Below are 22,263 nucleotides of genomic sequence, written 5' to 3'. Positions count from 1 at the left end.
ATTAACATGTCAATAAATTCAATTAATACATTTACACAGAAAGCTCTTACAATTCCTTTAAAAATTGTTCAGTCAACAGGTTGGACTGCATTAGCTACTGCAACTCTTCCTTTTCTTACAATAAGTCATAAACCCTTTGTTTTTTTTACAAAAAAAATAGTAAAAGTTTGGAGTCAAAACACAACAGAAACTACAATTAAAGTGGATAAAGTTAATCCAAATGTAAGTTTATCTAAAAGTTCATGTGAAACCATTTTAAAGACATGGGTAGAAACAGCTCCAAGAGGTGAAGCTCGAATCACAGCTCAGGAAAAAATTCGAGCCTTTCTTGGGTTATCAGGATTTCAAAGAAAAGAGACTTTAGATTTAACAAATCTAAATTTAACCTCATTGCCTGACATTTTTAATAACCCTTGTTTTAATCAGTTAAAGCATCTGGACCTTAGCAGTAACCAACTTAGAACCCTACCTGCATCCTTTGGGGAGCTACAAGCGTTGACCAATCTGGACCTTAGCAGTAACCAACTTACAACTCTACCTAAATCCTTTGGGAATCTACAAGCGTTGACCCAGCTGTGCCTTAGCAGTAACCAACTTACAACCCTCCCTACATCCTTTGGGAATCTACAAGCGTTAACCCATTTGTACCTTTACAATAACCAACTTAGAACCCTACCTGCATCCTTTGGGAATCTACAAGCATTGACCAATCTGGACCTTAGCAGTAACCCACTTACAGCCCTCCCTACATCCTTTGGGAATCTACAAGCGTTGACCCATTTGTACCTTTACAATAACCCACTTACAACCCTACCTGCATCCTTTGGGAATCTACAAGCGTTGACCTGTCTGGACCTTGAACGCAATGCAAATTTATCTGGAATTCCTATGAGCATACTAGAGCTTTCTTCTCAATGTATCATTGACTTAACAGAATGTAATTTATCCATGGATATTCTAGAAAGATTAAGAGATATAACCCAGACTTCTAATTACTCAGGACCTCGGATAAACTATTCCATCGCTGATATTGCTGATACGGATTCAAATGAGGAAAAATCTATCGAAGAGTCTTTAAAGAGTTTGTATGCTATTATAGATAAAACTCCTACAAAGTTTGCTAAACTCAAAGAAACAACAGAATTGAGCTCTTGGCTACATCGATTATCTTATACCGCTGATTATAAAGCAGGTAGAGAGATGAAAAAAGCACTTGCTAAAAAAATTATAAGTTATCTAAACCAAGCTGATACAGATACAGAATTTCGCACGATTTTCTATCAGGTTATTCAAGATGCATCTGAGACTTGTGGAGATAGAGTAGCACTCTCTGTTCTGCATTTGAGTATTGCTTATCAACTGGCAACCATTGACTGTAAAGATATGAAGCAACTAGCCAATTTTTTGATTAAGGGACCTTGGACTATTGAAATGTTAGAGAGCATTGCTTACAATAAAATCCGTACCTTACCTTTTTTTGATGAGATTGAAGTCTATCTTGGGTATCTCATTAAACTTAAAAAAGACTTAGATCTTCCTATAGATGTACAAGAGATGCTCTATTTTAGATGCAGTGCATTACAAGAGAAAGATTTAAAAGAAGCTAAAGACTCTGTCTTAAAAAAACAACAAAACGAAAACGAGTGTTTGGAGTTTCTTATTAGTCATCCTAAGTGGAATGAAGCTCTTTCTGCTAATTACCGAGAAGAATATCAAGCTATCTTGGATGGAAGAGAAGAAGCTGCTGAACAAGAAGTTCCAGATTATATCAGTATTGAAAAAACATATAAGCAAGAATTAACAGCATTAACAAGAAAAGCTTTAGAGCCTGTTTAAAATCTTTTCAAAAGTAGAGCAATAAAAGCTAGAACCACCATATTCAGGCTTGTATGTAGTTTTCTTTCGCAATTTTTCCATCGATGCAGCCGGTTGTCACAAAATAGTAGTAGAACAGATTTGTTCCCAGGGAGGAGATTATGTTATTGCCCTTAAAGGCAATCAAGACCAATTACATGCAGAAGCTCATAACTTTTTTGAACAAGCACAGGACGTTATACCGTAAGAAGCTAGCTGTGATTATTGGCGGTCTGAAAAATGTAATCGAGGACGTAGTGAGATAAGAGAAGTATGGGCGACTGAGAAATTAGATTGGTTACCTCAGCGTCAGATTTGGAAGAAGCTGCATAGCTTGATATGCGTAAAAGTACAGAAGAAATCGCAAGAGAGGAATAGCTGTGAAATTCGGTATTTTATTTCAAGTCTACCTGCTAACGCAGAACGTCTTGCAAAGGAAGTGCGTAATCACTGGAGCATCGAAAACAAATTGCATTGGCAACTTGATGTTAATTTCCGAGAGGATTTAAGTCGTGTTAGAAAAGGAAATGGAGCTGAAAATCTATCTATAGCCCGACGGGCTACTTTGAATCTTTTACAAAAAGATAAGACAAGCAAGGTCAGTTTACGTAAACGGCGCTTCATTGCATCATGTCGTAAAGATTATTTATTAGATAAGGAAATTTTTCATGCGTAAGCCCTGAAATTTACATAGACTTTTTATTTTAAATAAAGTAAAATAAATCTGTTTTTAATTGAATTTATTATAAAAGGAGCAAATATGACAAGTAGTATTTCAAGCAATGATCGTACTTTTATTTGTGATTGGTTAAAGCGGACTAACTCCCAATATGATGAAGCAACACCAAAAAAGATAAAAGCAGCTGATCATGATAGAGCTAGGGAAAGTTTGGGCTTAGTAAGTAATGTAAATAACAATTATTTCTTTTCCTCATCACAACCTGCATCTCAATTTAATGTTGCTAATAGCACAACAAATAACATACATAACACTCATGTACACGTTTCAAAAGATACACCTAAAAAATCTAAAGAAAAGGAAAAAACTGAAAAAGAAAAGACTAACTGGAAAGCTATAGCTGCTATTGGTGTTGTGTCAACTGCTGTAGCAGGGATTTCCATATTTGTTTATGCTAGACTCTCTAAAGCAGCAGAAGGAACTGCAAACTATTTAGAAAATACTAAAGCAATAGAGAGCTGGGCTAAGTACAGTTCTTCAAATTTAACTGAAGAATTAGGTAAAATAGCTAAAGTTCAACTGAAAATTGATCGAAGAGCTGTAGATAAAGTAACAAATTATAAATACTCTATACTAACTAGTTTAATTGGAACTCTTGCAATAGCTGGTGGAGGCATTACTATCTTTGCAGCTGTACCAGCACTTGCTACAGCTGGAACAACAGCAGTTGTTGCAGGAGGGGTTTTTAACTCACTAGCTGTAATGTATGCGGCTTATAATTGTGGGGTGCACTGGAGTGATGAAAAAGATGGAAAGAAAGAGTTTAGTGAGGTCAAGCAGTTAATTCCAGGCTTAATAAAGGATTTCCAGCAACCTTTAGAAGCTCCTCCTTCTTATGAGGAATCCGAAGCAGCGATACGTAACCAAAGAGCAAATCCTAGCAACAGTTATCCTCATTTATTTGCTGGAGTTTCTCCTTCCGCTCCTGATTTTAAATAGCTTTTAGGATTTTCACCGAGAAAAATCCGTTTATCTATTTGAAAAACAAAGAGATAAACTTCAACATTGATGTTACTAAAGCTAATTGCTAACAGGTGTTTTAGAAGAAACGATATAGCCCTGTTTAAGTTCTACGCGGTAGACAATCCAAAGCCCTGTGGAAACAATGCTTGTTGATACAACGATGATCCAAGAAGGGGTTTCTCCTAAAAAGAGCCAAGCGTTTAAAGAGGCAAAGATGGGGCTGAGCAATCCTACAAAAGACATAAATGTAGCGGTGTATTTTTTTAAGAACATACCATAGAGGTTGTAGCAAATAAGGTTAGAAATTACGGTGATCAACATAACCCTTTTTATAAAAGAGGTAAGATGTAGAGGAGATATGGGAAAAGGAGCGCCAGGCTCTATTAGATAGGAGTGGATCAGGGCAAATAAGCCTCCAAAGAGCATACTGGTTCCATTAGCAACAAGGGGGGTAATTTCTTGCTCTTTTACCATAAGTCGAAGTAGAACCCACCCATAGACCGAGCTCAATGCTGCTCCTATAATAGCAAGTGTGGGCCAGGAGAAGAAACTAAAAGCATTTAAGAGTTCTTCAGAACCTGTTTGCGTCAATAAAACAGGAATAAATCCAATAAATCCAATAGAGAGCCCTATCCATTTGCGAGGATTCATTTTTTCATTAAAGTGAATATAGGAGAAAAGTGCGGCAAAAAAGGGGGAAAGGCTATAGATAAAACAGGTCTTAGCTGCAGAAAGATACTGCAATCCCCAAAATTCTAAAGTATTGGTTAGATAGATGCTAAAGAAAGCGAGCAGTAAAACAGAAGCAAATTGCTTTAAAGATAATTTTAATGAGGATCTTTTGGTGATTAATAAAAAACTTAAGATGAGTACTGCTGCAAAAAGCATCCGAAAAGCTGTTAGAAAAAGGGGAGGAGAATGCTCTAAAGCAAGTTTTCCTAGAGAAAAAACGCTGGACCAAGCAACGTACATTAAAGCAACAAAAAATACAGACATGAATCAATTTTTACGTTTAAGAACAAACGAGGGTACCAAGAAATAGAGATCTAGTCAATGACCAATGGTTAATAATAGTAAAAATTATTTTTAATTTTGTTTAGGTTGCATAGAGATGATTTTTTGTGTATTAAAATTAAAATCATTAAACAAGGTTTTTAATGTCTATATGAACAAAAAAGTGAAAAGAATTGCAGTAACAGGGGCTGGGGGACAAATTGCTTATAGCTTGTTGTTTCGGATCGCAGCAGGCGAGATGTTAGGGCTAGATCAACCGATTGCTCTACATTTATTAGAGCTACATGAATTTCAAAAGACAGCAGAAGGCGTAGCTATGGAGTTGCAGGATTGTGCTTTTCCTTTGCTGCAAGAAGTGAGAATAGAATCCGATCGATTAAAAGTATTTGAAAACGTGGATTATGCGCTTTTAATCGGCGCTAAACCTCGTGGATCTGGCATGGAAAGAAAAGATTTATTAGCAGAAAATGGAAAAGTTTTCGTTACGCAAGGAAAAGCCTTAAATGAAGTAGCAGATTCTAAAGTGCTTGTTTTTGTTGTGGGCAACCCTTGTAATACCAATTGCCTAATTGCTATGCATCATGCTCCTAGAATTCCTAAAAGTCAATTTTTTGCTATGACTGCTTTAGACCAAAATAGAGCTCAAGCCATGCTTGCCATTAAAGCAAATGTGGGAGTTGCAGATGTTTCTCATGTGACGATTTGGGGGAATCACTCAGCAACACAGGTAGCTGATTTTTTGCATGCAAAAATTGGGAACAAACCTCTTTTAGAGGTGATTAAAGATCGCAAGTGGTGCGAAGAAGAATTTATTCCCTATGTACAGAAAAGAGGTGCTGAAGTCATAAAAGCCAGAGGAAGATCCTCTGCTGCATCAGCTGCTCATGCGATTATTTGTTCTATAAGATCTTTAGTAGGATTGAGCAAGGATAGGTTTTCTGCCGCTCTTTATTCCGATCCTAATCCTTACGGAATTGAAAAAGGATTAGTTTTTTCCTTCCCATGCTATAGGACAGAAAAAGAGATAATAGAAATTATGCCTGGATTATCTTGGGATCCTTTTTTAGAAAAGGCAATTAGACTGAGTGAAAAAGAGCTAAAAGAAGAAAGAGCGCTGATTGAACATTTACTTTAGTTAAAGGAAGTTATGTCTAAGGATGTGTTATTTACCATTACAAAAGAGCATTTAGAAACGGGCCTGCGCGGATTTCCTGTAGGCTATTGCACCACATCACATGTTGATCCTCAAAAAGGATTATTTTATTTGGGAAGGCCTGTTACAGAACTATCTACATGGCAACCAGAGCAGGTCATCTATCTTCTCTATCATGGCAAAGAGGGTAACAAACAAGAATTAGAAAAGTTTTCTGAAATGATTAAACAACGTAGTTGTTGTTCTCAGCAGGTGATTGCCACTATTGAGGCTTTATCTCGACAAGGCCATCCTATGAAACTTTTTTGTATAGCGCTATTATTATTAGGAATGCATGAATCTGCAGATAACTATGCAGAGGATTGTTTAAATATGATTGCTAAAGTTCCTCATTTAGCCGCAGCTGTGATTAACCATCACGCTGGCTTTGGTAAAACGCCTAACCCCAGATTGGATTTAGGCTATATGGAAAACTTTTGCTATATGCTCCAAGTTCCTGATAAGAGAGAAAAAGAACTTGTTTCCGTTATGAATCTATTCAACATTTTACACTACGATCATGGTGGGGGAAACCTATCCACTTTTGTAGGCAAAGCAGTAGCTTCTGGATTAGAGGATATGTATGGATCTATTTGTGCAGCCATGTGTGCTTTAGAAGGACCACGCCATGGAAGAGCCAATCAGGACTGTTTAGAGTTTGTAAGCGGCGTACTTACTGAATTAGGAGAAAAGGCAACTGCTAAACAAGTAGAGAAGTTGATTCGTAAACGTTTATTGGAAAAAAAATTGGTGTTTGGATTTGGACACGCGGTATTACGATTAGAAGATCCACGTGCTACCCTACAATACGATTTTGTGCAAAAATACTATCCAGACCATCCTTTGGTAAAAATCGCTTTGCTTTTGCGTACAGAAGGAATTAAAGTACTATTGGAAAATCCTAAGATTTCTGATCCTTATCCTAATGTAGATGCTATTTCAGGAACTATGTTGACAGTGGCTGGATTTGCTTACCCTGAGTATTATACCATTTTGTTTGGTCTTTCTAGATCTATTGGGATTGCCATGCAAATTGTCTATGAGCGTACCAAGGCAAGAGATGGCAGAGGCACGCCGATTGTAAGACCTAAGTATCTATATAAATCAAGGGTTTAATCATAGAAAAAATGAGGCACAAAAAGCCCTGAATCGATATGAAAAATCAGACTTAATTTTTCAGCTAGCGGCAGAGTAATCAGCTTGTGGCAATTTTCTATTCGAGAAATAGTCGATCGACTTACAGATAATTCTTGAGCGAGTTGTTTTTGTGTCCATTTCTTAGATGTTTAGTCCCAAAGTGTAATGGAGTGGATTAATTCTAAAACTTTTTGGTTTTTTTGCTAACTTTTGATAATAGACATGCCATAATTGCACACAAAGAAGGGGTTACTCCTTAAACGGAGTAGGTTAAACTCTCCAATATAAAGAGATTTTTTTAAAATCTCAAAACCGCTCATTAAAGAGCAAAAAAAATGAGGAGCAACCCATGAAGTGTTATATTGGACTAGATGTATCAATGAAAAGAACTTTTATCTGTGTATTAAATGAACAAGGTAAGATTGTCCATGAAGGTTCAGAAAAAACAGATCCTTATTTACTAGCAGATTATTTTTCAAAAAGGGATTTTCAAGAAATCCTAGTTGGTTTTGAAAGTGGATCCTTGTCTCATTAACCGATTCTTGCTCTAAAAATAAATAAGACCGATAAAAATGATGCACGAGGGATTGCAGAAGCACTTCGATCAGATCTATATACAAGAGTACACTGTAAGCCACAAGAGTCTGTAGAAAAAAGCATTTTATTAGGTTCGAGAAGAACTCTCCTCAATCAGCAAACGCAGTTAAAAAATACAGTGAGAGGCTTACTTAAAAGTTATGGAATTCGATTGGGAGCTGTAGGGGCAAAAAGATTTTCCTCTGCTGTTATGAAACAGATAGAAAAGCAGGAAGAAGTGATTATCTTAGGCCCTTTCAACCTTGAAGTGCACAAAAAAGAACATATAAATACTTGAAAAAACATCTATTGTGCACCCGAGCATAGCATGTTTGTAGATAATCTCGTAAACACTTCTAGTGGAGTTTCGAAGTTGAGAGCCTTTCTAGGTCTGTTATTTAGTAAAGTTTCCACCCTTTCTATATCCTTGGAAGTCGTATCTAAAAAGCTTTGTGTTTTAGGAAAATATTGCCTAACTAGTCCGTTTGTATGCTCATTTAAGCCTCTTTCCCAAGAATGGTAGGGCGTTGCAAAGTAGAAGTCTGTCTCTAGCTCGAAACTAACCATTTGGTGATAGGCAAATTCTTTTCCGTTGTCTGCTGTTAATGTGTGTACAAAATCTTTGATAGGTTTAAGTTGTTCAATTAACGCTTGACTTACTTCCTCTGCAGTTTTATGAGAAACTTTGGCGAGCTTAGTTAGCTTGGAAGTTCTTTCTACCATTGATACAATTACGCCTTTATGTCCTGCCCCTATGACTGTATCTAGTTCCCAGTCTCCTAAACGAGTCTTTTTTTCTACAATACAAGGCCGTTGCTTAATATCTATACGACCAGGCATGTTCCCTCTTCCAGAAGCTCCCTTTCTCTGCTTGTTATATTTTTTCCCTCGATGACGGAGCTCTCTATAAAGCTGTCCTCCCTGTCGTTTATCTTTCCAGATATGATTATAGATGGTCTCATGACTAACATGTTCTTTACCATGTCTTTTAAGCCATCCGGATATTTGTATAGGGCTCCATTGCAACTTGATTTTTTCTTCAATACGGGTAACTATTTGAGGAGTCATTTTTTTATTGGGCTGAGAATTTTTTCTAAGAAATGCTTTTTCTTGAGCTTGCTGATGACGGTATCCTCGTTGCCCTTTATTTCTCTTAAGTTCCCTACTAATAGTGCTATGATGAACTTTTAGAATGTTTGCTATTGAGCTAGATGTATCTCCTCTAGCTTTTAAAATATAAATCTGACATCTTTGGTCATAGGTTAGGTGATGGTAGCCTTTAGGCAAGGTCTCTCCTTGTGTTTGATTGTTAAAAATCACAATAGAGATTCTTTCATCGCCTGCCTATTCTTTTTTTAATTCTTCTGTGCACTTCAAACTTGAAAAGACTAGGTATAAAAAAGATTCAAAAAAACTCAAGACTTCCAAAAAAATCCAGTAAGAAGAAGCCGTTAACAAAAGAAGAGAAAAAGCAGAATCAAGAGATTTCCTCTGAGCGAGTTGTTAATGAAAACGTGATTGGCAGTCTAAAAAGATTTAAAATTTTAAGTGGCAAATATAGGAACAGAAGAAAAAGGTTTGGTTTACGGTTCAATCTTATTGCTGGAATCTACAATTATGAAATTTTTATTTAACTAAGCAAGAGGTTCTCTAATTGCACACAAGGGGAATATAAATTCTCTTAATTCTTCATAAGCTCTCCGAGCCGATATTTTGCTTGCAAAATAAAAGGCGTTTTTTAACATATTGGACAGCAAAGTTTAATGCGGGAGATAAGTCCAGGGTTCTCTGCGGAGTCTTTTTTTGAAGAAAACTATTTGAGGTTCTTCGCTCCATTATGCTATCCGAAATGAAATGGGCAAGACAATGTCTATTACGGCTTCTAAGAGCCAACTTCTTGTCGTCTTTGCCTATTTCTTCGGTTTTTCTCCTACAAAAATTTTAGCTACTTTTCTTAATGTACTTTTCTATTTCTAAAAAGATGTGTTTTTAAGCTACTTTTGGCTCGCCATAAATAAATTCTTTTTGTTCGATCAGCATCTTGTGCATGATCACGGATAACTTTCTACCCACTGCTAAAGCGGCTTTCTTCATCCCTTTTTTTCGCATAATTTTTAATCCCCAAGCTTTCACTTTACTCCATTTCTTACTTCGTGTGCGCATTACCATTCCGGCCTCAACTAACAAAGACCTAAGTTCATTGGATCCACATTTCGAAATTATTCCCTGTCTTTGCACCTCTCCAGAGGCATATTGTTTGGGAGTCATACCAAGATAAGCTCCTACTGATTTAGAAGCTTTGAAGCGGGCTGGATCAAACATTTCTGTTTTATAGGTTAATGCTGTTACAGGTCCTATGCCAGGAATTGTCATAAGCTGCTTTACTTCTTTATCTTGACTGACTAGTTTAAGCATTTCTTTATCCAGTTTTTCTACTTGCTCGACTATTTTGTCAAAGGTGCTTAATAGAGATGTTATACTTAAAGTCTTTTCAAGTTTGAAGTGCACAGAAGAATTAAAAAAAAGAATAAGCAGGCGATGAAAGAATCTCTATTGTGATTTTTAACAATCAAACACAAGGAGAGACCTTGCCTAAAGGCTACCATCACCTAACCTATGACCAAAGATGTCAGATTTATATTTTACAAGCTAGAGGAGATACATCTAGCTCAATAGCAAACATTCTATAGTTATTTAAATCGACATTGATAAAACAGCTTGATCTAAGGCTTCGGATAAATTAGCTACAGTAGGTAAAAGTTCTCGGATTTTCGTTTTCATATTGGCCCAATATTTTTCGATAGGATTTAAGTCCGGTGAATAAGGCGGGAGAAAGAGCATTTCGTATCCACTTTCCTCTATCAATGTTCTAGTTGTCTTTGATTGATGAAAGCTCGCGTTATCGAGAATCAAAACTTGGCCATGAGTCAAATTTGGAATCAATTCCTGTTTTAGCCATACATTAAATAGATCCGTATGGCAAGTTCCTTCAAAACACATCGGTGCCAGCAATTTCTTCCCTTGTAGTGCCGAAATTACACTCCGTCTACCAAATCGTTTTCCTGAAATTCCTCCAAATATTTGTTTTCCCCTCGCGCTCCTCGCATATTGCCTATGCACATATTGACTGATTCCGCTCTGATCCAAATAGACCCTTTTTTCAGGAGAAATTGCCTCTATCTTTTTTAGATATTCCGCTCTTGCTTCCGCGTTCCTTTCCTTATAAAACGCAATCTTTTTTTTCTTGTAATCTTGAGTCTTTTCAAAGCGTAAAAGATCGCTTGCAAAGTCAAACCAAAATGCTTTGCAATCTCTGATAAAATCTGCTTGTTATATTTTTTCCCTCGATGACGGAGCTCTCTATAAAGCTGTCCTCCCTGTCGTTTATCTTTCCAGATATGATTATAGATGGTCTCATGACTAACATGTTCTTTACCATGTCTTTTAAGCCATCCGGATATTTGTATAGGGCTCCATTGCAACTTGATTTTTTCTTCAATACGGGTAACTATTTGAGGAGTCATTTTTTTATTGGGCTGAGAATTTTTTCTAAGAAATGCTTTTTCTTGAGCTTGCTGATGACGGTATCCTCGTTGCCCTTTATTTCTCTTAAGTTCCCTACTAATAGTGCTATGATGAACTTTTAGAATGTTTGCTATTGAGCTAGATGTATCTCCTCTAGCTTGTAAAATATAAATCTGACATCTTTGGTCATAGGTTAGGTGATGGTAACCTTTAGGCAAGGTCTCTCCTTTTGTTTGATTGTTAAAAATCACAATAGAGATTCTTTCATCGCCTGCCTATTCTTTTTTTTAATTCTTCTGTGCACTTCAAACTTGAAAAGACTCATTTAAATAGTTGACGAAATTACAATAAAAGAAATAGAACAAAAAAATAGGTAAGTTAAGATTTACTTTTATAAGTTTCAGGAGGAGAAGAAATTTATGTTAACATGGGCCGTCATATTTCTAATCATTGCAATTATAGCAGGATTTTTTGGGTTTAGAGGTGTTTCAGGCACTGCAACTAATATAGCTAAAGTGCTTTTCTTTATTTTTATCATATTGTTTCTCATTTATTTAATTACAGGTTATGCAAATCATTATTAACTAATTAAGGCACTTGAATGGTATTCGGGTGCTTAATTTATGTTAATCTGCTGAAGTGCGTACCGAAGAAGGAAAACTTTATCTCATTGTAGCTATTGATGAATCTATCTTGAATTAAATTTACTGTTTTAAAGATACTTGCCGACTTAAGAAATTCATCCAATATCCCAGTAGTCCAAACATTAATAGTCCGTTCCAATATATTGCCTTTCTTTCCCAGCGCACTGTAAGACGACGGAAGCATGTCTTTAACCAAGAAATCGTTCTCTCAATGACCCAACGTTGCTTTTCAAGGTAGCAAATGCCTTTTATCTTATATCCCTTAGTGTTTCTTTTCCGAGCTATCAGAGGAAAAACCTCATGGGAAAGAACATCGATACGTGTTTGCTCTGAGTCATAACCTTTATCTGCTTCAAGTATGGGTACTTTTCCCTGATTCCATGCTTTTTTAATGAAGGGAATGACTTTCCTAAGCAGAGGGATCACTTGTTTTTTCTCATCCCCGGATGCTGATGTAAAAGTGATTGCAAGAGGCTTTCCTGATTTTTCTACCAGTAAATGCGATGTCACGCCTTTACCTTTGTAGCCATAATCAACTTGCTCTCCTCCTCCGCTTCCGCTGGAAAAAAAACCATCTACAGAGAGTCTCTGGGCATCAATACACCCCAGCTGTTCGGCAAGCTTAAGTAGCTCTTCTAAAAATTGATCTAAAATCCAGCAGATTGCATTCTTCCAAGCCATGCGTGTGCTGTTGAGGGATGAGAAAACTCCTTGTTTCTAGGTGCATCTTTCCAAGGAGCTCCTGTCCGAAGCACCCAGAAAATAGTATTCACTACAGGTCTCCATGGCGCTAATTTTCTTCCATAATGGTTACGATTTACCCATTTTTCCATTTGAGGTTCGAGTATTTTAAACTGTTCTTCATTTAATCCTTGCTTGCTCATGTCATCTGTCTTTAGTTAAAAAATAAAAAGATCTGGATTCTTCCCTATAAAATCCATACTATTTTGACAGATAACGGCATCCAATTTACCCATAGGCAACAAGATGTATATGCTTTTACACACATTTTCGATCGAGTATGTGATGAAAACCAGATAGAGCATCGGTTAACAAAAGTAAACCACCCATGGACAAATGGCCAAGTTGAACGGATGAACAGAACCCTTAAAGAGGCTACCGTGAAAAGATACCACTACCAAACCCATCAGCAGTTAAAAGAGCATTTATATAATTTTTTAAATGCCTATAACTTTGCGAAAAGATTGAAAGCTCTAAAGGGATTGACACCATTTGAATATATTATCAAAAGTTGGCAAAAAAAACCAAAAAGTTTTAGAATTAATCCACTCCATCACACTTTGGGACTAAACATCTAGCCATATCGATCTCACACCTCCTGGAGAAATGAGAACTCCTTTCTTTTTCATCTCATTGGAAACTCGGAGCTGTCCATATGCAGGTTTTTCTATAGCAATTGAGAGATAAAATAAGCCCCGATGCCTTAGTTGCAAAAGCTGTTTTTCTTTGCTATTTACCACTAAGTGTCAATTTAAGTCTTGTCTATTACATCAAAACTATTGTATTCGTATTTTATTCAATCCGTCAAAAAAGTTACTCATTTCTTGATCTGTTACGTCAGTCTCATTTTGAATTATAGAGACATTCGTTAGATTAGTACTACATATGAGATTTATTTGAAGAATATCTCTTTTTCCCGACAGAAAATTAGACATATAACTATTAATTTTTTTAAAATCTTTCGTCCTAAAAGAGGTCAGTAGATTTTCAACAAAAGTTTTTTGTTCTGAGAGCAAATACTCGCCTAAAAGACACAATTCTGAGCGATCTTTATTAAAAAAATCAAGATTGCAGGTGTTATTTAAAACAGCTTGGATATCTGTAAGAGAAGGTTTTCTACTTAAAATTTTACCTCTTTCATTACAAGAGGAATAAGGTGCACGAGCTGCAAGCGCCTTGCTTAATCCATATATTAACCGATAAAGTTGATTGCTCATTCCACGATAATTACCATTAAATTGATCCTTAGTTACATCAAAATAAGAAATAAAGAAAGAACGAAATAACGCAGCGTCTAGATTTTCAAGCTGCCCTTTATCTCCTAAATAACTACTACAGAAGTTTAATCTAATAATATCTCCACAAAAACTAAAAGGTATCTCCTGACCCTTTGTTCCATAGCCCCGGAAATAAAAACTAATATTCATCTGTTTTTCTTTCAAATGGTCGCATTCTAATAACGTTGAAAATTCTCTTTGAAACTCAGAGAGGCATTGAGAAACTTTTGAACGAATTGCCTGAGCAAGCATATCATCGCTAGTTATCTTTACATTTTGATATTTAATTTGAGCAAAAGGCCTTTTACTAGTATATAATCTTCTCAGGTATCCATCATCATAAATATCTATTTTATGAGCGACCGAGTCTATGCTTGTATCAACTGATTCAATTAATTCATAGTTATTTTTAAATGTAAGACCTTTTTGAAAAACATCCCCTTTGTGTGTTTGTAAAAAATGTATGAATTCATTTTCTTTCGACAAAAGATTTGATATGCAGCTATTGATAGCTTGAAAATTTTTTGTCTTAAAAGAGGTCAGTAGATTTTCAACAAAAGTTTTTTGTTCTGAGAGCAAATACTCGCCTAAAAGACATAATTCTAAGCGATCTTCATTAAACATTTCAAGACTGCTTCTATCATTTAAAACAGATTGAATATCTATAACAAGAGGCGGTTTTCCTGTTAAAATCCTGCAAATATGGCGTTCAGAAGGATAGAATCCTTTAATATTACAAGAGGAATAAGGTGCACGAGCTGCAAGCGCCTTGCTTAATCCATATATTAAACGATAAAGTTGATTGCTCATTCCACGATAATTACCATTAAATTGATCCTTAGTTACATCAAAATAAGAAATAAAGAAAGAACGAAATAACGCAGCGTCTAGATTTTCAAGCTGCCCTTTATCTCCTAAATAACTACTACAGAAGTTTAATCTAATAATATCTCCACAAAAACTAAAAGGTATCTCCTGACCCTTTGTTCCATAGCCCCGGAAATAAAAACTAATATTCATCTGTTTTTCTTTCAAATGGTCGCATTCTAATAACGTTGAAAATTCTCTTTGAAACTCAGAGAGGCATTGAGAAACTTTTGAACGAATTGCCTGAGCAAGCATATCATCGCTAGTTATCTTTACATTTTGATATTTAATTTGAGCAAAAGGCCTTTTACTAGTATATAATCTTCTCAGGTATCCATCATCATAAATATTTACTTTATGAATCAACTTGTCTGCGTTTGGGTCATCTATATATGCTGATTGAATTAGTTTATAATCAGTACTCCTTTTAGCTCGATCTACTTTATGAACTAAGTTATTTTTTACTTTTGGATTGTGCTTTTCTGAAGCTGCAAAAAAATTTTTTAATGAGTCATCAATTCTTTTATTAAGACCTGTATAAGGGATTTCTTGAAAACCGCTAGATCGATTGGAAAAAGATACAAGATTATTGCCCAAATGGCTACTGTTCATATTAAAAAAAGATATTCCACTCATAATTTTCCTCTAAATTTAACATTAAAAAATTTATTAAAACCACCTCTGAATTCATTACAAGCAGCGATTATATTTAATCTAATTATTATGCCAATTTAATGAGTCTTGTCAAGTTTGAAGTGCACAGAAGAATTAAAAAAAAGAATAGGCAGGCGATGAAAGAATCTCTATTGTGATTTTTAACAATCAAACACAAGGAGAGACCTTGCCTAAAGGCTACCATCACCTAACCTATGACCAAAGATGTCAGATTTATATTTTAAAAGCTAGAGGAGATACATCTAGCTCAATAGCAAACATTCTAAAAGTTCATCATAGCACTATTAGTAGGGAACTTAAGAGAAATAAAGGGCAACGAGGATACCGTCATCAGCAAGCTCAAGAAAAAGCATTTCTTAGAAAAAATTCTCAGCCCAATAAAAAAATGACTCCTCAAATAGTTACCCGTATTGAAGAAAAAATCAAGTTGCAATGGAGCCCTATACAAATATCCGGATGGCTTAAAAGACATGGTAAAGAACATGTTAGTCATGAGACCATCTATAATCATATCTGGAAAGATAAACGACAGGGAGGACAGCTTTATAGAGAGCTCCGTCATCGAGGGAAAAAATATAACAAGCAGAGAAAGGGAACTTCTGGAAGAGGGAACATTCCTGGTCGTATAGATATTAAGCAACGGCCTTGTATTGTAGAAAAAAAGACTCGTTTAGGAGACTGGGAACTAGATACAGTCATAGGGGCAGGACATAAAGGCGTAATTGTATCAATGGTAGAAAGAACTTCCAAGCTAACTAAGCTCGCCAAAGTTTCTCATAAAACTGCAGAGGAAGTAAGTCAAGCGTTAATTGAACAACTTAAACCTATCAAAGATTTTGTACACACATTAACAGCAGACAACGGAAAAGAATTTGCCTATCACCAAATGGTTAGTTTCGAGCTAGAGACAGACTTCTACTTTGCAACGCCCTACCATTCTTGGGAAAGAGGCTTAAATGAGCATACAAACGGACTAGTTAGGCAATATTTTCCTAAAACACAAAGCTTTTTAGATACGACTTCCAAGGATATAGAAAGGGTGGAAACTTTACTAAATAACAGACCTAGAAAGGCTCTCAACTTCGAAACTCCACTAGAAGTGTTTAGGAGATTATCTACAAACATGCTATGCTCGGGTGCACAATAGATGTTTTTTCAAGTATTTATATACTAGTGCCGATTCAAACGGCTAGCTTAATGGGATTTAAGTCAACGACTTGAAACTTGTCGTTTATCCTACATTTCAAAATATCTGTTATTTTCGGTATCTCTTCTAAGAAGAATCCTCTCATTGCCTGAAAAAAAGTCACCGACGTTTCGTAATATCGATTGTATACCGTCTTTTCCCTTAAGATCTTCCACAAGCGTTCAATAGGATTCAAATTGGGCGAATAAGGAGGGAGATAGTGCACTTTAATCCTAGAAGACATCAGAAACTCTTCTAGTTTCTTATTTTTGTTTGATCTCGCATTATCCAAAATTACATGAATAATTCGAGCCTGTGTCTGTTTTTCTAGTTTCTTGAAAAAATCGAGCATTGCATCGGCTTCAACTGTCTTATATTCCTCTGTAAAAATCTTCATTCCTGTCAGGCAAGGAGCTCCAGCAAAATGCAATCGCAATTGTTTCCCGGATGTCTGCAAAGTCTTTTGAACGCCTTTTTTGATCCATCGACATACGGCTTGGGACTGATGTTCAGGATGCACAGCATCTATGAAATAAATCTCTTCATCAGGGTTTAAGGTCTCCTTTAAAGCCCTATATTGTTCTATGAAAATTCGTTGTTTTTCAGGAATCTTTTTAGGACGTTTATAAGAAAATCCATGCTGTATTAGCCAATCTTTCATGCCACTTCGGGAATATTTTATCCTATATTGCTCATGCACATAAGCTATGATCCCTTTGTCTTTAAGATAGGTCTTTTCCTGTAGGTGTTTTAGTAGAGACTCTGTTTGGTCTTGTGAAAGTTTTGATTTACTACCGCCTCAAGGGCTACTTCCAGTTTTATTTTCGGAATCATATTCTCTGAGGTATTCCTGAACAGTGATAGGGCTTATCCGGAGTGCTTTAGCAAGATTTTTTGTTGAGATACCCTCATCATAGCCCAAAATTACACAAAGCCTATTCCGTTCAGAATAGTCTTTTGGATGCTTTAACTTGTGTTCTAAGTCAGCTCTCTGGCTAGGGGTCAGTTTTTTCATACTCAATAGCTTAACACAAAACAAAATATTTTTCTATACGATTGAATCGGAACCACTATATGTTCTTTTTTGTGCACTTCAAGGTTCAAAGGGCCGCTCAGCTTTTTTAAAGTAAAGCCTAAAAGAAATGGAGGTGGAGAGAATCGAACTCTCGTCCTTAGCAAACTCTCTACAAATGACTACATGCTTAGCATCTTCAAAATGAATTGATCTTGAGGAAGGTGCCACACAATAGACCAATTTGCTTCTTCTAATCTCGGGCATCTTCTTGAAGAAGCGAAGAGAAAAACCCATACCAGGATTAATGACAATAGTTCTAACGCTCCTAGTCAGGCATTAGACTATCGAGTTGCAAAAAGCGGTTAAGCCTTAAGCAGCCTGCAAATATTCCCCGTAAGAGGTTTCTTTTTCTGCATTTATAGTTATATCGGATGATTTAGGAGGCCAACCGACGTCCTCCGCATGCCACTTGTACTTTGTTTCCAAGTCGAAACCAGTCACCCCCAGACGTAATAATAGCAAAAAAAGGCATTATTAGCGATAGGAGGATAAATTAGCAAAAGAATTTACAAATATTAAGAACTACTGACCATATCCTCATCTATATAAGGGATTGTTTTATCACAGGCAATATATTTTTCTAAATATTTCTTTGCAAGATCTGGGTTGACTGCAATTTGTCCTTCTATTCCCTGACTGTATATTTCAAACAGGCGCATACAGGCTTGAGGATGAAATTTTTCTGCAGCTTTTTCATAATAGTTAATTGCCTGTTGAAATTCTCTTTTTTTAAAATAAAGGTCAGCAGTATAAATTTCACCTAACAAAGGGGATTTAAGGATAAATTTAGCAATAGGGGAACCAAGTTCTGTAGCTTTTTCCAAACACTCTATTCTTTTTTCTAGCTCCCCCATTTTGTACAAATAAATAGGGCTGAGTCTTAAGTAGGCTTCTATGCAGCCCAAGTTCCCAGCAATTTCATAATAGCTAACAGCTTCTTTCATATATTTTTCTTTTAAAGCAGGCTTTGTATCTGAAAAAATATTGTCTATAAAGATCTCTGCAAGGTAGAAATACTTCTCCTGAGAATCTAACCCTCTATTTTTCCAGGAATAAATTTTATCTGCTAAGCCAGAACGTAGAGATCCAGCTTTTCCAAATGAGTCAATTGCTTTATCTAGATTTTTTTCTACGGAATTTCCAAAGAGATAGCTATAACCCAATTCTAAACTAACTTTTTCATATCTTGCCTTTTCATAATGCTCAATTTTTTTTCTGCCATATTTTTCATATTTAAGGAAACATTTCTCAGCCAATTGATATTTATTATTTTTTACATGTTCCAAGGCCCTGTTTAGGAGCTTATCTTCTTTTTCCACTTTTTTTATTTGCATTCGGGTTACGATATTTCCCAATATAGGAATATGAGATAATTTCCCTTTTAAAAATTCTAGAGGCGATGCTTGATTAATACAGATTGTTTTATAGGATGGATCAATTGACATAGTTATCTCACTGTAATAGTTATCTCACTGTATAAGAATATAGATTTAAAAATAAAATATATTGCAATTAATAAGATTGAAATCTATTTATTAATATAATTTATTTTTAATTTATATTAAATAGTTTTATTTTTTCTTATTAAGTTTGTTTTTTAGTTTTTAAGAGATACGAGCTGGCATTTTAAGGGATGTTTGGCTTATGATTGACTCTTTTAACCCCCTTTTATTTATATGTTTGATATCAATTCACAAGAGAGTTTCCCTGAGCGAGAAGAGCGTATTTTAGCGTTTTGGCAAAAACAGAACATTTTTGAAAAATCTGTAGATCAAAATCGTGCGAACCCCATTTTTTCTGTGTATGATGGCCCTCCCTTTGCAACAGGGCTTCCTCATTACGGACATATTTTGGCTGGAACCATTAAAGATGTAATTCCTAGATATAAAACCATGCAGGGATATTTTGTACCTCGCCGATTTGGTTGGGATTGCCATGGGCTGCCTGTAGAAAATGAGATTGAAAAGGCTAAAGAGCTATCAGGAGCCTCTTGTATTGAAAAGTTTGGGATTTCTCAATTCAATGAAGAGTGTCGCAGTATTGTTATGCGCTATACAAAAGAATGGGAATACACAGTGATGCGCATGGGACGCTTTGTAAGTTTCACAGATACTTGGCGAACCATGGATCTTAGCTTTATGGAATCTGTTTGGTGGGTTTTTTCTCAACTCTATCAAAGAGGATTGGTTTACGAAGGCTATAAAGTTATGCCTTTCTCTGCCCAATTAGGAACCCCTTTATCCAATTTTGAAGCTAATCTTAATTATAAGGAAGTAGATGACCCCTCTCTTACCGTACTGTTTTCTCTTGTAGATGAGCCAAATACCTCATTTATCGTATGGACAACGACCCCTTGGACTCTGCCATCTAATCTAGCGATTATGGTTAATGAGAATTTTGAGTATGTAAAGATTAGACGAGAAGGTCAATATTATATCTTAGCACATAATCGCTTAGGGCATTATTTTAAAGAAGGGGAGTATGAGATCATTACTACCTTTAAGGGTTCTTCTTTGGTTTCTAAGCATTATCATCCCCTGTTTCCTTATTTTGCTAGTTATGAAGGTTTTAGAGTCATTGCGGAGGTTTCTGTTAGCAGTGAAGAAGGAACAGGTCTTGTACATGCAGCTCCAGCATTTGGAGAAGTGGATTTTTATGCATGCAGCAAAGAAGGCATTGAAGTGGTGTGCCCTATTGATCATAATGGTAAATTTACCAAGTTAGTTCCTGACTATGAGGGTCTCTTTGTAAAAGACGCTGATAAGGAAATCATTCGGCGATTGAAAAAAGAGGGGAAGGTTTTACACCATACGCAAATTCGTCACCGCTATCCTTTTTGTTGGCGCTCTGATACCCCTTTAATTTATCGAGCTGTCTGCACTTGGTTTGTGGCAGTGGAAAAAATCAAAGATCGAATGATGGATGCTAATCGAAAGATTCAATGGGTTCCTCATCATCTTAAAGAAGGTCGTTTTGGTAAGTGGTTAGAAAATGCTAGAGATTGGGCGATTTCAAGAAACCGCTACTGGGGAACACCTATCCCTATTTGGCGGAGCGAAGACGGGGAGATGATTGTCTTATCCAGTATAGAAGATTTACAACAAAGAACAGGGATTGCTGTTTCTGATTTGCACAGGCATTACATTGACTCTTTAACATTTATTGCTAATGGTAAGGAATTTAAGCGTATACCAGAAGTATTTGATTGTTGGTTTGAATCGGGCTCTATGCCTTATGCGCAAAATCATTATCCTTTTGAGAAAAAACAAGAAACGCTAGATCGGTTTCCTGCAGATTTTATTGCAGAGGGATTAGATCAAACACGTGGTTGGTTTTATACTTTAATGGTGATTGCAACAGCGTTATTTGATCAACCGGCTTTTAAAAATGTTATTGTTAATGGAATTATTTTGGCAGAAGATGGCAATAAGATGTCAAAACGTCTTAAGAATTATCCAGAACCGCAATTGGTATTTAACCGTTATGGAGCTGATGCGGTGCGTTTATACTTGCTGAATAGTCCTGTTGTTCACGCAGAAGATTTACGTTTCTCAGAACGCGGAGTAGAATTAGTTCTTCGTCAGATGCTCATTCCTTTTTGGAACTCAGTGGTTTTTTTATCTACTTATGCAAAGATTTATCAATGGGATCCCAAAGAAGTAGAATTTTCTGCTCCTCAGATCGATATCGATCGTTGGATCTTGTCTTGTTTACAAGGATTAATTCAAGAGGTGACAGAGGGGTTAGATCGTTATGAACTGCATCGAGCAGTCGATCCTTTTGTAAAATTTATCGACCAATTGACCAATTGGTATATTCGTAGAAACCGATCTAGGTTCTGGGCGGAAGAAGATACAATAGATCGCAGGCTAGCCTTTGAAACATTGTATACCGTGTTGATCAATTTAGCCAAGATCGCAGCTCCGTTTATTCCTTTTTTAAGTGAGGCAATTTATCTTTATTTAAAGACCTACCAAGATCTACAATCGGTTCACCTATGCTCTTTTCCAATTTATAACCCTGTATATAGAGATCAGCTTTTAGAGGAGCAGATGTCTTATGTACAAACTGTGGTAAGCATGGGGCATGCGTTGCGTAAGGAAAGCAAATTAAAAGTTCGTCAACCTTTGCGCTCTGCCTTTATTGTGTCTTCTGATCTTGAGATTTTAAAACAGCTTAAATCGCAAAAACAGCTGATTGCCGATGAGCTCAATGTAAAAGAAGTGATCTTTAAAGAAGATGAGACAGCATTTGTTCTACTTTTAGTGAAACCCAATTTTCGTGTTTTAGGTAAAAAAGTAGGTAAACTAATGAGCGCTGTTAAGACAGCCTTAGAAAATCTTTCTCAAAAAAAGCTTAATCGATTGCTGAAAGAGAATCAATATGAGTTAGTCATTGAAAACGAAACCATTCTTTTAAGTTCTGAGGACATCACAATAGAGCGCCAAGTAAAAGAAGGATTAGTGGCTTCTGCAACAGGCTCAGTGATTGTTGCTATTGATATTGTTTTAGACGAAGAATTATTAATAGAGGCATTAGCAAGGGAATTGGTTAATAAGATTAATACTATGCGCCGAGATTTGAGTTTTGCAGTAAGCGATCGAATTGAAATTTGTCTTAATACCACAGAAAAAGTTAAGAGGGCTTTATCCATTCATCAAAATTACGTAATGACACAAGTATTAGGTGTAAAACTGGAGTATAATTCTAAAGAAGAGGGGAGCGTTTGGGATTTAAACGGAGAAAAAACCTTTATTGCGATAACGCGTTGGGAATGATTTAAAATAAACGGCCCTTT

21 protein-coding genes, 1 other RNA gene and 7 pseudogenes are annotated in these 22,263 nt (G+C 36.1%); 14 read left to right on the top strand and 15 right to left on the bottom strand.

Annotated features, from left to right (window positions below):
• The first annotated feature begins 6 nt into the window (after positions 1-6).
• The 4 genes and pseudogenes from RHABOEDO_RS07275 (at position 7) to RHABOEDO_RS07260 (ending at position 3,532) form a co-directional block, all read left to right on the top strand.
• A complete protein-coding gene (locus RHABOEDO_RS07275) occupies positions 7-1,836 on the top strand; it encodes an NEL-type E3 ubiquitin ligase domain-containing protein (protein ID WP_215216831.1) in 1,830 nt (609 codons plus the stop codon).
• Between the two features lie 49 nt (positions 1,837-1,885).
• Positions 1,886-2,062, top strand: coding sequence for a hypothetical protein (locus tag RHABOEDO_RS07270; RefSeq protein ID WP_215216832.1), 177 nt, complete (start codon positions 1,886-1,888; stop codon positions 2,060-2,062).
• A 30-nt stretch (positions 2,063-2,092) separates the two neighbouring features.
• Positions 2,093-2,530 (top strand): annotated as a pseudogene (locus RHABOEDO_RS07265) (ISAs1 family transposase); the annotation flags it as partial.
• Positions 2,531-2,614: 84 nt separating this feature from the next.
• Positions 2,615-3,532, top strand: a complete 918-nt coding sequence (locus RHABOEDO_RS07260; RefSeq protein WP_215217482.1) for a hypothetical protein — start codon at positions 2,615-2,617, stop codon at positions 3,530-3,532.
• Positions 3,533-3,613: 81 nt separating this feature from the next.
• Here the strand turns inward: RHABOEDO_RS07260 and RHABOEDO_RS10890 are convergent, their stop codons facing one another.
• Complete coding sequence (locus tag RHABOEDO_RS10890; RefSeq protein WP_245397603.1) at positions 3,614-4,207, bottom strand: DMT family transporter; 594 nt, start codon at positions 4,205-4,207, stop codon at positions 3,614-3,616.
• A gap of 9 nt (positions 4,208-4,216) precedes the next feature.
• Positions 4,217-4,528: pseudogene (locus tag RHABOEDO_RS10885) on the bottom strand (EamA family transporter); the annotation flags it as partial.
• Positions 4,529-4,721: 193 nt separating this feature from the next.
• On the opposite strand from RHABOEDO_RS10885, the gene RHABOEDO_RS07250 reads away from it, so the two are divergent.
• Positions 4,722-5,705: a malate dehydrogenase gene (locus tag RHABOEDO_RS07250; protein WP_215217484.1), complete on the top strand. Its 984-nt coding sequence runs from the start codon at positions 4,722-4,724 to the stop codon at positions 5,703-5,705.
• Between the two features lie 12 nt (positions 5,706-5,717).
• Positions 5,718-6,878, top strand: coding sequence for a citrate (Si)-synthase (locus RHABOEDO_RS07245; RefSeq protein ID WP_215217485.1), 1,161 nt, complete (start codon positions 5,718-5,720; stop codon positions 6,876-6,878).
• Here the strand turns inward: RHABOEDO_RS07245 and RHABOEDO_RS11535 are convergent.
• Positions 6,875-7,030 (bottom strand): annotated as a pseudogene (locus RHABOEDO_RS11535) (helix-turn-helix domain-containing protein); the annotation flags it as partial. The gene RHABOEDO_RS07245 and the pseudogene RHABOEDO_RS11535 sit on opposite strands and share 4 nt — an antisense overlap.
• A 218-nt stretch (positions 7,031-7,248) precedes the next feature.
• Between RHABOEDO_RS11535 and RHABOEDO_RS07235 the strand changes: the two are divergent.
• Together RHABOEDO_RS07235 and RHABOEDO_RS11155 are read left to right on the top strand one after the other, a co-directional pair.
• Entirely contained in the window at positions 7,249-7,434 is a 186-nt protein-coding gene (locus tag RHABOEDO_RS07235; protein WP_220017497.1) for a hypothetical protein, read from the top strand.
• 3 nt (positions 7,435-7,437) lie between these two features.
• Positions 7,438-7,773, top strand: a complete 336-nt coding sequence (locus tag RHABOEDO_RS11155) for an IS110 family transposase (protein WP_220017889.1) — start codon at positions 7,438-7,440, stop codon at positions 7,771-7,773.
• An 8-nt stretch (positions 7,774-7,781) separates the two neighbouring features.
• Here the strand turns inward: RHABOEDO_RS11155 and RHABOEDO_RS07225 are convergent, their stop codons facing one another.
• Entirely contained in the window at positions 7,782-8,795 is a 1,014-nt protein-coding gene (locus RHABOEDO_RS07225) for an IS30 family transposase (protein ID WP_215216525.1), read from the bottom strand.
• A gap of 95 nt (positions 8,796-8,890) precedes the next feature.
• On the opposite strand from RHABOEDO_RS07225, the pseudogene RHABOEDO_RS07220 reads away from it, so the two are divergent.
• Positions 8,891-9,109, top strand: a pseudogene (locus RHABOEDO_RS07220) (transposase family protein); the annotation flags it as partial.
• 355 nt (positions 9,110-9,464) lie between these two features.
• On the opposite strand, the gene RHABOEDO_RS07215 reads toward RHABOEDO_RS07220, so the two are convergent.
• Entirely contained in the window at positions 9,465-9,983 is a 519-nt protein-coding gene (locus RHABOEDO_RS07215; protein ID WP_220017496.1) for a transposase, read from the bottom strand.
• 47 nt (positions 9,984-10,030) lie between these two features.
• Here RHABOEDO_RS07215 and RHABOEDO_RS11150 point away from each other — a divergent pair, with 47 nt between their 5' ends.
• A complete protein-coding gene (locus tag RHABOEDO_RS11150) occupies positions 10,031-10,165 on the top strand; it encodes a hypothetical protein (protein ID WP_256439941.1) in 135 nt (44 codons plus the stop codon).
• 4 nt (positions 10,166-10,169) lie between these two features.
• Here RHABOEDO_RS11150 and RHABOEDO_RS07210 read toward each other — a convergent pair whose 3' ends face one another.
• Positions 10,170-10,709: an IS630 family transposase gene (locus RHABOEDO_RS07210; protein ID WP_245397602.1), complete on the bottom strand. Its 540-nt coding sequence runs from the start codon at positions 10,707-10,709 to the stop codon at positions 10,170-10,172.
• On the bottom strand, positions 10,661-11,251 hold the full coding sequence (locus tag RHABOEDO_RS07205; protein WP_220017494.1) for a helix-turn-helix domain-containing protein: 591 nt from the start codon (positions 11,249-11,251) through the stop codon (positions 10,661-10,663). Before RHABOEDO_RS07205 ends, RHABOEDO_RS07210 begins: the two co-directional genes overlap by 49 nt.
• A 168-nt stretch (positions 11,252-11,419) precedes the next feature.
• Here RHABOEDO_RS07205 and RHABOEDO_RS07200 point away from each other — a divergent pair, with 168 nt between their 5' ends.
• Positions 11,420-11,584 (top strand): DUF1328 domain-containing protein, encoded by a 165-nt coding sequence (locus RHABOEDO_RS07200; RefSeq protein WP_220017493.1) that lies wholly within the window; start codon positions 11,420-11,422, stop codon positions 11,582-11,584.
• Positions 11,585-11,704: 120 nt separating this feature from the next.
• On the opposite strand, the gene RHABOEDO_RS07195 is transcribed toward RHABOEDO_RS07200, so the two are convergent.
• Positions 11,705-12,325, bottom strand: a complete 621-nt coding sequence (locus RHABOEDO_RS07195) for a transposase (protein WP_220017492.1) — start codon at positions 12,323-12,325, stop codon at positions 11,705-11,707.
• Positions 12,292-12,528, bottom strand: a complete 237-nt coding sequence (locus RHABOEDO_RS11785) for a transposase (protein WP_220017464.1) — start codon at positions 12,526-12,528, stop codon at positions 12,292-12,294. Before RHABOEDO_RS11785 ends, RHABOEDO_RS07195 begins: the two co-directional genes overlap by 34 nt.
• 39 nt (positions 12,529-12,567) lie before the next feature.
• On the opposite strand from RHABOEDO_RS11785, the pseudogene RHABOEDO_RS07185 reads away from it, so the two are divergent.
• A pseudogene (locus RHABOEDO_RS07185) lies at positions 12,568-12,963 on the top strand (integrase core domain-containing protein); the annotation flags it as partial.
• Here the strand turns inward: RHABOEDO_RS07185 and RHABOEDO_RS11780 are convergent.
• Both RHABOEDO_RS11780 and RHABOEDO_RS07180 read right to left on the bottom strand, forming a co-directional pair.
• Positions 12,961-13,068 (bottom strand): annotated as a pseudogene (locus tag RHABOEDO_RS11780) (IS481 family transposase); the annotation flags it as partial. The pseudogenes RHABOEDO_RS07185 and RHABOEDO_RS11780 overlap by 3 nt on opposite strands.
• A gap of 93 nt (positions 13,069-13,161) precedes the next feature.
• The gene (locus tag RHABOEDO_RS07180) at positions 13,162-15,165 is read right to left on the bottom strand and encodes a hypothetical protein (RefSeq protein ID WP_220017491.1); all 2,004 of its coding nucleotides are present in this window, start codon (positions 15,163-15,165) and stop codon (positions 13,162-13,164) included.
• Between the two features lie 172 nt (positions 15,166-15,337).
• Between RHABOEDO_RS07180 and RHABOEDO_RS07175 the strand changes: the two genes are divergently transcribed.
• Positions 15,338-16,351 carry an IS30 family transposase gene (locus RHABOEDO_RS07175; RefSeq protein ID WP_220017490.1) on the top strand — a complete coding sequence of 338 codons (1,014 nt, stop codon included), beginning with the start codon at positions 15,338-15,340 and terminating at the stop codon, positions 16,349-16,351.
• Between the two features lie 34 nt (positions 16,352-16,385).
• Here the strand turns inward: RHABOEDO_RS07175 and RHABOEDO_RS07170 are convergent.
• The 4 genes and pseudogenes from RHABOEDO_RS07170 to RHABOEDO_RS07155 all read right to left on the bottom strand — a co-directional run.
• A pseudogene (locus RHABOEDO_RS07170) lies at positions 16,386-17,177 on the bottom strand (IS630 family transposase); the annotation flags it as partial.
• 12 nt (positions 17,178-17,189) lie between these two features.
• Positions 17,190-17,405 (bottom strand): helix-turn-helix domain-containing protein, encoded by a 216-nt coding sequence (locus tag RHABOEDO_RS07165; protein WP_220017489.1) that lies wholly within the window; start codon positions 17,403-17,405, stop codon positions 17,190-17,192.
• A 125-nt stretch (positions 17,406-17,530) separates the two neighbouring features.
• Positions 17,531-17,910, bottom strand: a transfer-messenger RNA (tmRNA) gene (ssrA, locus tag RHABOEDO_RS07160).
• Positions 17,911-17,980: 70 nt separating this feature from the next.
• Positions 17,981-18,910, bottom strand: coding sequence for a tetratricopeptide repeat protein (locus tag RHABOEDO_RS07155; protein ID WP_215217563.1), 930 nt, complete (start codon positions 18,908-18,910; stop codon positions 17,981-17,983).
• A 231-nt stretch (positions 18,911-19,141) separates the two neighbouring features.
• On the opposite strand from RHABOEDO_RS07155, the gene ileS reads away from it, so the two are divergent.
• Complete coding sequence (ileS, locus tag RHABOEDO_RS07150) at positions 19,142-22,243, top strand: isoleucine--tRNA ligase (protein ID WP_215217564.1); 3,102 nt, start codon at positions 19,142-19,144, stop codon at positions 22,241-22,243.
• The last annotated feature ends 20 nt before the right edge of the window (positions 22,244-22,263 follow it).

The organism is Candidatus Rhabdochlamydia oedothoracis, from assembly GCF_019453995.1.
GTDB classification, from domain to species: domain Bacteria; phylum Chlamydiota; class Chlamydiia; order Chlamydiales; family Rhabdochlamydiaceae; genus Rhabdochlamydia; species Rhabdochlamydia oedothoracis.
The sequence above is the reverse complement of the archived record's forward strand: the minus strand, read 5'-3'. Positions and strand labels throughout refer to the sequence as shown.